This window comes from Catenuloplanes japonicus (genome assembly GCF_000717135.1).
Lineage (GTDB): Bacteria > Actinomycetota > Actinomycetes > Mycobacteriales > Micromonosporaceae > Catenuloplanes > Catenuloplanes japonicus.
The window spans coordinates 1-11,345 of record NZ_JNXY01000051.1 but is presented as its reverse complement, the minus strand read 5'-3'; the positions used below and the strand labels follow the sequence as shown (position 1 = coordinate 11,345).

General features: G+C 67.8%; 13 protein-coding genes. 8 read left to right on the top strand and 5 right to left on the bottom strand.

Annotated elements, in window-relative coordinates; all coding sequences use genetic code 11:
* The first annotated feature begins 329 nt into the window (after positions 1 to 329).
* The gene (locus OP04_RS46540) at positions 330 to 671 is read left to right on the top strand and encodes an Imm51 family immunity protein (protein WP_051800124.1); all 342 of its coding nucleotides are present in this window, start codon (positions 330 to 332) and stop codon (positions 669 to 671) included.
* 383 nt (positions 672 to 1,054) lie between these two features.
* On the opposite strand, the gene OP04_RS46535 is transcribed toward OP04_RS46540, so the two are convergent.
* On the bottom strand, positions 1,055 to 1,543 hold the full coding sequence (locus OP04_RS46535; RefSeq protein WP_033346497.1) for an NUDIX domain-containing protein: 489 nt from the start codon (positions 1,541 to 1,543) through the stop codon (positions 1,055 to 1,057).
* A gap of 53 nt (positions 1,544 to 1,596) precedes the next feature.
* Between OP04_RS46535 and OP04_RS54235 the strand changes: the two genes are divergently transcribed.
* Genes OP04_RS54235 through OP04_RS46500 form a run of 7 tightly spaced genes read left to right on the top strand, consistent with a single transcriptional unit; the run spans position 1,597 to position 7,089 of the window.
* Complete coding sequence (locus tag OP04_RS54235; RefSeq protein ID WP_157241271.1) at positions 1,597 to 2,145, top strand: hypothetical protein; 549 nt, start codon at positions 1,597 to 1,599, stop codon at positions 2,143 to 2,145.
* Positions 2,129 to 2,647 carry a DUF6879 family protein gene (locus tag OP04_RS46525; RefSeq protein WP_033346495.1) on the top strand — a complete coding sequence of 173 codons (519 nt, stop codon included), beginning with the start codon at positions 2,129 to 2,131 and terminating at the stop codon, positions 2,645 to 2,647. The genes OP04_RS54235 and OP04_RS46525 overlap by 17 nt, the downstream gene beginning before the upstream one ends.
* Positions 2,628 to 3,527: a helix-turn-helix domain-containing protein gene (locus tag OP04_RS46520; protein ID WP_051800123.1), complete on the top strand. Its 900-nt coding sequence runs from the start codon at positions 2,628 to 2,630 to the stop codon at positions 3,525 to 3,527. The genes OP04_RS46525 and OP04_RS46520 overlap by 20 nt, the downstream gene beginning before the upstream one ends.
* A 58-nt stretch (positions 3,528 to 3,585) precedes the next feature.
* The gene (locus tag OP04_RS46515; protein ID WP_051800122.1) at positions 3,586 to 4,647 is read left to right on the top strand and encodes a thymidylate synthase; all 1,062 of its coding nucleotides are present in this window, start codon (positions 3,586 to 3,588) and stop codon (positions 4,645 to 4,647) included.
* Positions 4,644 to 5,165, top strand: a complete 522-nt coding sequence (locus OP04_RS46510; RefSeq protein ID WP_033346494.1) for a nucleoside-diphosphate kinase — start codon at positions 4,644 to 4,646, stop codon at positions 5,163 to 5,165. The genes OP04_RS46515 and OP04_RS46510 overlap by 4 nt, the downstream gene beginning before the upstream one ends.
* Positions 5,162 to 6,403, top strand: a complete 1,242-nt coding sequence (locus OP04_RS46505; RefSeq protein WP_033346493.1) for a hypothetical protein — start codon at positions 5,162 to 5,164, stop codon at positions 6,401 to 6,403. Before OP04_RS46510 ends, OP04_RS46505 begins: the two co-directional genes overlap by 4 nt.
* Positions 6,404 to 6,423: 20 nt before the next feature.
* Positions 6,424 to 7,089, top strand: coding sequence for a 3'-5' exonuclease (locus OP04_RS46500; RefSeq protein WP_033346492.1), 666 nt, complete (start codon positions 6,424 to 6,426; stop codon positions 7,087 to 7,089).
* 509 nt (positions 7,090 to 7,598) lie between these two features.
* On the opposite strand, the gene OP04_RS46495 is transcribed toward OP04_RS46500, so the two are convergent.
* The 4 genes from OP04_RS46495 to OP04_RS46480 all read right to left on the bottom strand — a co-directional run bounded on the left by OP04_RS46495 (position 7,599) and on the right by OP04_RS46480 (position 11,200).
* Entirely contained in the window at positions 7,599 to 9,005 is a 1,407-nt protein-coding gene (locus tag OP04_RS46495) for a hypothetical protein (RefSeq protein ID WP_157241269.1), read from the bottom strand.
* A 26-nt stretch (positions 9,006 to 9,031) separates the two neighbouring features.
* Positions 9,032 to 9,448: a hypothetical protein gene (locus OP04_RS46490; RefSeq protein ID WP_157241267.1), complete on the bottom strand. Its 417-nt coding sequence runs from the start codon at positions 9,446 to 9,448 to the stop codon at positions 9,032 to 9,034.
* A gap of 34 nt (positions 9,449 to 9,482) precedes the next feature.
* Positions 9,483 to 9,650, bottom strand: a complete 168-nt coding sequence (locus OP04_RS46485) for a helix-turn-helix domain-containing protein (RefSeq protein WP_232324007.1) — start codon at positions 9,648 to 9,650, stop codon at positions 9,483 to 9,485.
* Positions 9,651 to 9,898: 248 nt separating this feature from the next.
* Positions 9,899 to 11,200 (bottom strand): IS256 family transposase, encoded by a 1,302-nt coding sequence (locus tag OP04_RS46480; protein ID WP_085067328.1) that lies wholly within the window; start codon positions 11,198 to 11,200, stop codon positions 9,899 to 9,901.
* Positions 11,201 to 11,345 lie beyond the last annotated feature (145 nt).

Here is an 11,345-nt window from a genome sequence, read left to right as displayed (position 1 = left end):
CCCACTAGCCGAGGCCGGCAGGCCGGTCGGGTGAGGGAGCTGGCATCGGCGGCGGTGCCCACGTATACGGGCCGAGTTGGCGGCCCTGCCGGACGGTACGTTGTCCAGCTGGCCGGCGATGGCGGTGACGATGCCCACCTTCAGGCGGCCGACGGCGTCTTGTCTCCTTGCGACCCCGGACGCCAGCGCGTGCAGCCGTGGTTTGTCGGTGGGGTTGAGTGCCCCCGTTGCTACTGGCGTTCGGCGTCGCACTGACGTGACTCGGTGGCGTGTCAGTGAGTTTCAGCGCCAACCTCGTCAGGCAGCGGATGCCACTACGATGCCGAGACGTGACCGATGATCTCTCGCTGTCTCCGTTTCTTCTGTATGCGCGTGACGACGGCCAGCAGGAGTTGGTGCTCTTTGACGGCGACATGGAGGATGTCGAAGACGTCTTCGATGGTCTCGATGCCGAGAGCAACGGACACGGGTGGCAGAGCCTCGCTCAGTGGCTGGTCCACGCCGAGATGCCCGGCCTCGCCGACGAGATCTGGTTCAGCTCCGAGAGCGGCACCTTCGTGGCGGGGAGCTCCGACCCTGCAGCGCTACGTCGACTGGGCGGGCGTCTACACGCTGCGTTCCACGATCGCGCTCTGCTATCGCGGCTCATCACCGAAGCCGAACCCGACTGACCCTCGGAACTTGGCAGAGTCGTTCGTGGCGTAGGACTTCGACCGGCCGATCCCCAGGATCGCCCCGGCCGTCTCCACCTCCGTGGTCGAGCCCAGGCGCAGCCGTACTGCGTCGATCGTCCACACCCTGTCACGCCGCCGGACAGTGCTGCTCGCGTCTGATGCTGCCGTAGTCATATCGCTCCTCCGAACTCGTCAAGTGCCGGTCTGTGGATAACCGAGCTGCTTGTGGATCATGGTGGGAAGCTTTCCGTCCGGGTGTTAGCGGCACCCGCTACACCGACGACAGCCAGCTGAGCGGCGATCCGTGGGAGGTCCGCTCCCTGCGCTAGCCGAAAGCCGTGGGTCGGCCCACGCGATGCCCTACCGGACGATGCAGGGGATCACAGTCCCGGCGGAAGCCCCGGAAGATAGGTCGTCAAGCCGGTCCGGCGAGCGCGCACAGCAGCCGCGACGCGGTGTCGTTCTGCAGCGGGTAGCCGCTCTGCGGCTTCGTCCTCGGTGAGGAAGGCCCAGGTGCTGAGCTCGTCCTCCCGCAGCCGGATCGGCGTGTCCGCAGGTAGTTCACCGCAGTCGAACAGCATGTTGATCAGAGCACGCTGGCGCTTTCCCGCGGGCAGCGCGAAGTCGACCAGGAGCAGCTGGCCGGGAGAGATCTTGAGGCCGAGTTCCTCGGCGACCTCGCGGGTGCATCCGTCGTGCGGGTACTCGCCGGCATCGAGGTAGCCGCCGGGCCACGCCCACGCGTCCTTGTAGACGGGTTTGACGAGCAGGATCCTGCCGGTGCCGGCCTCGGTGATCAGCGCCGCGGTCGTAGCGTGGAACGCGGCCAGCTGGGCGTAGAACACGTCGGGCTCGGTCCAGGTGCTCATCGGCAGGACGGTAGCCGATCCGCGGCAGATCACGTAGCGGCCAGCACGTCCCGGTGACGATCGAAGAACGCGCCGACGACCGGCACGCCCCGGCAGGGATGCAGACACTGGGCCAGCTCGGCGATGCGCCGGCGGACCCGCCGGGATCGGACGGTGCCGGCGTGCACGATGACGCGGTCCCCGTACGCGCACGCCTCGTCCAGATCGTGGCCGTCGGCGAGCGCAGTGGCCAGGAGCGCGGTGTGCAGGGCGTGGGTATGGCTGCTGTCGGCGGATACCGACGGCACGCAACACCGCGCAACATCGTTGACGGCCGGTCGCGCCGCCAGCAACGATCGATGCGTCGGGCGCAACATTCCGCAACGTCTCGAGGGCAGGAGCCGGCTATGCGTCTAACGTTCGTCGGAAAGGACCCGGAGTCGAATCCGACCGGTTCACCGACCGTGTATCGCACAGATCGTGGAAGTTGGGTGGTGCAGGGCTGGGTGGTAACCGACAGCCATGCGCTCGCGCTGATGAACATTCCCGAGGGGGAGGCCTGCGTGGAGATCCCCGATCGGATGATCCCGTTCTTCAAGGAGGACCGTGCCGTCGATCAGTGAGTCCGAGTTCGCCGGCCTGCTGCAGACGTTCACGCGCGAGTCGCTGCACCTGGAGACACGCGACGCGTACGGAACCGAGACCGAGCTGCCCTACATGGCGAAATGGTCGAGGGGCGAGCCGGACGATCTCGCCTGGCTGGCGGACTGGTGCGCCACGCTGCGCGCACACACCGCGCGGGGCGCCACGGTACGGCGAGCCCGGATCGTGTCCGAGCCGTTGAGCGCCTACCAGCGGTGGTCCCACAGCATCGCGCAGCCGATGGTCGACGCGGGCGAGGACATCCGGTGGGTGCCCCGCCGGCTGGTCTCCTCGATCGGGATCCCCGGCAACGACTTCTACCTGCTTGACGACCACCTGGCAGTCTTCCTGATCTACACCGGGGACGGGCTGAACGCATCCTTCGAGACCTCGACGGACCCGGCCGACCTCTCCTTGTGCCGTTCCGCGTTCGAGGCGGTGTGGAAGGTGGCTGTTCCGCACCGTGAGTACCAGCCCGTCTAGCGCCGCCCGACAGGCACAGGAAGCGCTCGGCGTCTTCCTGCGGGAGATTCGCCTGGAGGCGGGGCTCACCGGTCGCGCGCTGGCGAAGGCGACCGGTCAGCACTACACCCGGGTCAGCAAGATCGAGAACGGGGTGCAGGCGCCGGCACCCCGCGATATCGAGGCGTGGTGCCGGGTATGCGGCGCTGAAGAGCACATTCCGGACCTGCTGGCCAGTCTGCGGGCGGTCGAGTCGGCGTACCAGGAGTTCCGCCGGCAGGGCCGGGCCGGCATGAAGCGGGTGCTCGGTGCGCACACCCTCGGCCGGTACGAGCAGACCTCGGTGTTCCGGATCTACGAGCACAATGTCGTCCCGGGCCTGTTCCAGACGGCTGACTACTGCGCGGCGATGCTGTCGTTCTGGATCGGCTTCCTTCAGACCCCCGATGATCTCGACGCCGCCGTCGCGGTACGGATGCAACGCCAGCAGGTGATCTACGAACGCGGGCGGCGGTTCGCCGTCGTGCTCGAGGAACAGGCGCTACGCACCCTGTTCGGCGACATCGAGGTGCAGGCCGGCCAGCTCGACCGGCTTCTCACGGTGATGTCGCTACCGAGCGTGTCGGTCGGCATCATCCCGTTGATGGTGGCCCGGACCGGTGTGGCTTCCACCGGCTTCTGGATCTTCGACGAGGCGATGGTGGCGCTGGAGACGCCCACGGCGAGCATCGAGGTCACCCGCCCCCAGGAGATCGCACTGTACGGACGGATGTTCGGTCACCTGCAAACCACGGCGGTCTACGGCCGGCAGGCCCGTGCCATCGTCAGCGCGGCAGTCCGTGACCTCGGCCAGCCGCAACATTCCGCAACATCGTGGACCGGCCCCGCCGACCGCTCCTAGCGTCGAACGTGCACGACAGTCGATCTGCCATGCACGTTACCGGCGAAGGAGGTCTGCCATGTCCACCCGCAGCGCGATGACGTCTGGAACCGGTCCGCTCAGCCCGCCGGCCTTCCCGACCATGACCGACGCGTACGTCGCGGTCCTCCGGCACGTGCACGCCCACCACCATGAACGACTCGTCGATGTCGGGCACCCCTGCTGGGAAGCCCGGGACACGTCCTTCCGGGTGACCGCGCCACAACATCGCCTCGTCCTCCTCCGGGCACGGCGGGCGAACATCGCGTTCAACATCGCGGAGACCCTGTGGTACCTGGCCGGCCGGGCGGACTCACACATGATCTGCCACTACGCGCCACGACTGGCGAAGCTGGCAGATGCCGACGGGATGCTGACCGGCACCGCCTACGGCCCGCCGCTGTTCCGCCCGCGCCCCGCCGACGGGCGGTCCCAGTTCGATCAGGTCATCGACCTGATCCGGCAGGACCCGGCCACCAAACGCGCCGCACTGGTGATCATGCGCCCGGACGAGGTCGCCGACCCGGCGAACCCGGATGTGTCGTGCACCCTCGCACTGCACCTGATGCTCCGCGCGGGCCGGCTGCACATGACGACCTACATGCGCGGCAACGACGCCCTAATCGGCCTGCTCGGTGACGCCTACGCGTTCACGGTCATCCAGGAACACGCCGCCGTCCTGCTCGGCGCCGACGTCGGCGACTACACCCACCACGCCGGGTCGATGCACATCAACGTCCCGGACATCCCTCGGTCCACGGCGATTATCGACGAAGCCGTCCGGCTGCCACCGCCACGGTTCGACATGGAACCCATGACCGCCTCCAGCGCAGCCCGGCTCGGCACCGTGCTGTCTTGGGAAGAGGCGCTCAGGACGAACACGGCAGCCCTGACCTCCTCCGAAGCGGCCGCGCTCCCCGTTGACGGCTTCTGGCGGCAGGCCCTCGCCGTACTGGAGGCGTACCGGCAGATCCGCCACACGGACCGGCGCGTCGACGCAGCGACCATCGCCCTAATGGGTCCCGCCCATCACTGGCTGATGGCCGCCCGCTGGCCCCACCGTGTCCCCGAGCACCTGCCGGCCGCCGGAGCCAGGCCGTGAACAACCCGGTCCGATGGGAGCGCTGGACGGTCGTCCTGCTCAAACCGGACTGTCTGCGCCGCGGCCTCGCCGGCGACGTCCTCGACATGGTCCGGCACCACCTCCACGTCGTCGACGTCCGTACCGTCCTGCCGACCGAGGCGCAGATCTTCGCGCACTACGACGACATCCTCGACCGCTCGGCCGTACTCGGCCGGGACGTCCCCGCCGAGCTGCGCCGCATCTACGTCGGCCGGCCCACCGGCATCGCACTCGCACACGGGCCGCGGGCAGCACGACGGCTACGCGTCCTGCTCGGCCCGACCGATCCCGCGGTCGCCCCCACCGGCACCATCCGTGGACGGTTCGGCGCGGACACACTCGCCGCCGCGATCAGCGACGGCCGGCTCGTCGACAACCTCATCCACAGCTCAGACACCATCGACGCCGCCGCCCGCGACTTCGACATCTGGTACGGGCCAGGACACCGCCACCTGCTCGCGCCACCACGCAGCCCCGTACCCGGGAGGGCATCATGACGCACGACATCACCGCACACCCCCGGCAGCTGTCGCTCATGCCGGCCGCCGACCAGGCACAGCTCGATGACTACATGGCCACGATCGTCGGATACCGCAAGTCCGGCCTGTCGCTCAACCACATCATCGGCTGCCCGCTCGACTGCGGATACTGCGTCCGTCACTTCTGGGGAAACTTCGACGTGAAAACACCCCAGCTCCTGACCTCCACCGACGAGGCGGTCCGGATGCTCGTCGGACACCACGCATTCCAGCCGCACGTCACCCCGCTGCAACTGCTCAACAAAGCCACCGACCCGTTCCTGCCCGGCGTCAAACCCCACCTCTTCGAGGTCCTGCGCACCCTCGACCACGCCGGCTACACCAACCACGTTCTGATCATCACCCGGTTCAGCGTCACCTCCGCAGACATGACCGCCCTCGACGAGCTCCGGCACCTCAAGGTCACCCTGCTGCTGACCTACTCAGGAATCACCGACGACCGCATCGAACCGATCGCCCGCAGCCGGATCACCACCCGATCCATCCACATCGCCGCGACCCACCCCCGCCGCCGGACCAAGGTCATCCTGTACTGGCGGCCTATCGTCCCCGGCTGGAACGACAGCCCCGCCACCATGGCACACGTCCTCGACGTAGGCCGCTACGCCGACGCCCTCGTCTTCACCGGCCTCTACCACAAGAAGGAGAACGCCACCTACCTCACCGACCTCGGCGTCACCCTGCCCTACGGCGCCGGCGAATACCACCGCCGCAAGACCATGGCAGCCGACCTCGACACCCGTGTCGTCGCCGCCTGGCGCGCCTCGGGGATCAGCACACCCCTGTTCCGCAAGACCTCATGCGGCGTCACCTACGCCCACGACGACCCCGACTACAACGGCCACTGGGGCGTCCGAGAATTATGCGACATCTGCCCGGCAGCACAACGCCACCGATGCGCGACCGCCCACCGGCAACCCACCGACCAGGACGTCCGCAACGTCCTCGACCAGTTCGGCTACCAGTCGCAGTTCACCGTCGACGACGGCCACGTATGGACCCACGGACTCGGCGAACAACGCCGCTACGCTCTCCAGCACACCCTCAGATACCAGATCTGGGAAATCGACCAACCACACGCCCTCCACGCACACGGCCGCTCCCTCACCGGCAACCAGCTCCCACCAGACCAGCAGCAGGACTTCGTCCGCATCCGCGACACCTTCACCCAGCAGGTCGTTACCACCGACGACTAGAAACCACGACCTGGAGCACCATGAACGACATCTGGTGGCAAGCGCCCCTGGTCGCTCTCGACCTCGAAGGCACCGGAGCACAGGACAAGAACCAGGAAGCGATTCTCGAAATCGCCGCCGTACGACTCGTCAACGGACGGCCCGACCAGGACACCGCATTCCACAGCCTCATCAACCCCGGACGCCCCGTGCCCCACCGCCCGTGGATCAGCCCCGGCCTCACCGACACCACGCTCGCCACCGCACCCACCACCGCCACGGTCAGCACCACCCTGGCACCACGGCTACACGCCTGCTACCTCGTCGGACACAACATCCGCGTCGACTGGAAACTCCTCCACCGACACTTCCCCACGATCGAGATCGCCGGACTGATCGACACGCTCCGCCTCGCCCGCACCGCAACCCCCGGCATGCGGCACTCCCTCACCGCGCTGCTCGACCACTTCAATCTCACCGACGAAGTCACCGCCACCACCGGCAGCCAGCCACACCGCGCCCTCTGGGACACCATCGGCGCCGCGCACCTGCTCCACGCGCTCATCCGACACCACTGGGCCCAAGAACCCACCTTCACCGCGCTTTTCCACATCGCCGGCATCACGGCCGAAAGCGACAGACCACAATCAGCACCGGGACCCGAGCAGGATGCCCTGTTCGATGTGGGCAAGCCTCACCACATCTGACGACCGGCAGCTCCCGTCCGCCGGACCGATTCTGCAAGCGCCGCCCAGTTCCCGGACCTCCGGACCACCAGTGATCAAGAGCGGCGGAAGCCAGTCGACCCGGCTGGACTACTCGATGCGTGGCGAGAGGACTCGCGGATCTGGGGATGGTCAGGATCGAGCCGGTCGCGAGGACCGCCCGCGTGGGTCGTCGACCGTCCGTGCGCGTTCGACCAGTTCGAGGGTGGCTGTCCCAAGGACGCACGCACGCGGAGAACCGTGTACCCGCCTGGAAGGCGTTCGACCGGTCCGCACCCGGATCGGGAGCGGACGCGGACCGGTCGGCTTTCCGCACGGCAGGATGCAGGTAATCCGAGCGCCGCGCTCAAGCTGTGCGTCTTAGCGAGCGCGTCTCCTGCGTCCTTTCGCAAGCCGTGCGGCCTGCGCGGACCAACATAATCGATTAAGGCGATTCGAGGATGTCCTGTCACCCGGTCGAGGGGCCCGCTCGCGTTCGTGCCGCCGCTCGACTACCGGCCACGGCGAGAAGAACGGTCGGGTGAAGCCGCCGGCAGCGGGGAAGCGTGACCGCGGACCCGTGTCGAGTTCGCCGCTCCATCGGACCGGACGTTGTCGAGCTGGCCGGCGATCGCGGTAACGCTGCTGGCCTGCTCCGGGGCATCGTCATGTCCGCGCTGCGGCGTGGCGAGCGTGTGCAGTCGGTCAACCAGCGTCTCGGCAGGCCCTTCGAGCTTGGTCATGACCTTCCACACCGGCCGCACCCGGTGCGCGAGCCGGCTGCTCGTTCCGGTGAGGACGTAGGTAGGCGTAAGCAGACGGTGCTGCTCGATCCCTCGTTCCACCGCGAAGCTCACTCCGGCCGCGAGGTCCGGCAGCGACTGCGCCGCCTGATGGACCTGCGCGGCCCGCCTCCCTTGGATCGTCTGGCCAGCAAGATCCCGCAGAAGCTTGGCCGCAGCGGTGACAGCAGGCCGCATCGGATAGGCGACGTCCGGATGAGCACCGAGCCCGCCGGCCAGCCGGGCGGCCTCCCGCCACAGCGCTGCTGTCACATCCGTATCCGCCACGGCACCCTCCGGGGCTGTGCGCCCGACCGCTGCCCCGAGGCTCGCGAGCCGGGACCCGAGCACGCACGCATCCGCGACGTCCACCATCGTGATCTGCTCCGGACGCTGAAACATCTGCGCCGACACCGACTGCACCACCACGAACACGTCACGGATCCCGACGACCTCCCGCGCCGACACATCTCCCGGAACAGCCACCCGCAGATGCTGCAGTACCGACGGCTGTGTCCTTCCCGCCGCCCACTCCAGCCACCACTCCACCGAGCGGCCCGACAGCGCTGCGATGGACTCGTAATCGCCTACATGAGTCTCCCGCAGCCGAGACCCGACACCACCCGGCTGGTCCAGCACTCGCTGCAACTGCTGATCGACACGGCACGAGGCCGCCATCACCGAGGCGAGATCCCCGAGCCCGCCCGCCATGGCGCCCCGGCGTACCGCCGCACCCGCCTGACTTCGCGCCTGCCCGGTCGGCTCCAGATGACTCGCCAGCACATCCCCTGCAGTCCGCAACGCCGACGACGCCGCCAGTAGCTTCCCGGCAACCCCATCACCGGTACGGACCGGTAGCCACCGTCGAGAGCCGTGGCCCCTGCCGGTAGCGATCACCGCGCGCAATACCCGGTTCACGTCCTCCGGCGCGCCCTGCAGCCCAGCCGTCATCACCGCACGCAGCTCCACCGCGGTATGCCGGAACACCGGAACAGCCCCCTGATCCGCCCCGACCACCAGCTCCCGCAGCCGCTCCGCGCTCTCGTAGACCGACCGCCGGGCCTTCAACACCGCCGCCGCACCCGCATGATCTGCGATGCCGACCGCCCGCACCGCCACAGCCTCCAGCGAGATCACTGCCCGATCCAGCCAGCTTCCGTACGTCATCCCGGCCGCCGCGCCATGTCTCGCAGATCATCCGCCGCTGTCACCAACCTCCACCGCCGGTCGACCGGCATACTCGCGTCCCGACCGAGCACGTCCAGACCGTCCGCCGCCGCCAACGCCATCTGCCGCGCCGACTCCAGAACGAACGGATTCTCCGTCGCCGGAGTCACCAGCAGCCGATACTGTGCCTCCTCCGGAAACAGCATCGACACCATCAGGTTCGACTCCACTCCCAACCGCTCCCAGCCATGCGCCACCTCGGACTGGGAGCCCGAGGTGATCCACCCGTGTGCCAACAGCTGCAACGCCAACGGCACTGCTTCTGCGATCTGTTCCGGCGCCAGCAACGCCGCGTGCACGACCCGGATCGCCTCCGGCAGCTCGTCGTAGACGACCTCGCCCGCGTTCGACATAAACCCTCCCTGCATCGCGCGAACCCCCGGCAGGTCAGTCCGTGCCGAGCAGTTCGAGAATCGACGGGATCGGCACCCGGTACCGGCGCCCGATCCGCAACAGCTGCACCGGAAACTCCCCCGACTTCGCCAGCTGATACGACTTCGACCGCCCGATCCCGAAAATCGCCCCGGCCGTCTCCACGTCCGTCGTCGACCCCAAACCCCGAACCGCGTCGATCGTCCACACCCGGCGAGCCCGCTTCGTTGCATCGGTGCCTTGCACTGAATTACTCATACACCCTCCGCACCTGCCAGCGGCTGAACCCTGTGGACAGCCAGCTGCCTGTGGATAACGGCGAGGATGTTTCCGTTCGCGTGTTAGCGGCAGCGTTGCGCTGCTCCGCCGCCTAATACTGCAACCCGAGGTCGCGGGTCTGTCAAATTAACGGTGTAACTGGTGTTTTGTGGTTACTTGGTTCCTGGGGTGAGTCGGCCTTCGAAGGTGAGGGCGAAGGCGTTGAGGGCTGCTTTCCAGCGGGTGATCCAGCGTTTGCGGCCGGTGCCGGTCGGGTCGAGGGACATCACGGCGAGGTAGACGCACTTGAGTGCGGCTTGCTCGTTCGGGAAGTGCCCGCGGGCCCGGACCGCGCGGCGGATGCGGGCGTTGACACTCTCGATCGCGTTGGTGGAGCAGATGACCTTGCGGATTTCCGGGTCGTAGGCCAGGAACGGGACGAACTCGGCCCAGGCGTTCTCCCAGAGCCGGACGATCGCCGGATACTTGCGCCCCCAGGCCTCGGCGAATTCCAGGAACCGGTCACCGGCCGCGGCCTCGGTCGGGGCGGTGTAGACGGGCTTCAACGCCTTCGCGATCGGATCCCAGTCCTGCCGGGCGGCGTAGCGGAACGAGTTGCGCAGCAGGTGCACCACGCAGGTCTGCACCACGGTCTGCGGCCAGACCTGGTTGATCGCGTCCGGCAGGCCCGTGAGGCCGTCGCAGACGGCCATCAGGACGTCGGTGACGCCGCGGTTCTTTAGCTCGGTGCAGACGGTGTACCAGAACTTCGCGCCCTCGCCGCCGTCACCGGCCCAGAGCCCGAGGATGTCGCGGGTCCCGTCGACGGTGACGGCCATGGCGACGTAGACCGGCCGGTTCGCGACCTTCCCGTCCCGGATCTTGACGTTGATCGCGTCGAGGAACACGACCGGGTAGACGGCGTCCAGCGGCCGGTTCTGCCACTCGGACATGCCGTCGACGACCTTGTCGGTGATCGTCGAGATCGTCTGCCGGGACACCTCCGCGCCATAGACCTCGGCCAGGTGGGCGCTGATCTCGCCGGTCGTCAGGCCCTTCGCGGACAGGGACAGGACCATGTCCTCGACCCCGGCCAGCCGGCGCTGCCGCTTCCGGACGATCTGCGGCTCGAACGAGCCGTCCCGGTCCCTCGGGACGGTGATCTCGACCGGCCCGACATCGGTCAGGACCGTCTTCGCCCGGCTGCCGTTACGGGAGTTCCCGCCGGTCTTCCCGGCCGGATCATGCTTGTCATAGCCGAGATGATCGGTGATCTCCCCGTCCAGCGCGGCCTCGATCACCCGCTTCGTCAACTGCTGCAACAGGCCGCCCTCACCGGTCAGCTGCAGGCCCGCGGCACGGGCCTGTTCCACCAGCCGACCGACCAGCTCCGCGTCCACACCCTCCGGCGTGAGGCCGGAGTTCTTCTTCTTGCCCACCGCGGCAGTATCCACGGCATCGGTCGTCATCTTCATCAGGGTGCGTCTCCTTGATCAGGAGTTACACCGTTGTTTTTACAGTCCCGAGGTCGCTACCTGAGCTGCGGTGATTCGTTGTTCGGTGGTGCTGGGTGATGCGGTGCTTGCGGAGTGGCAGGCGGGTTTGGATGATCTGTTCGCG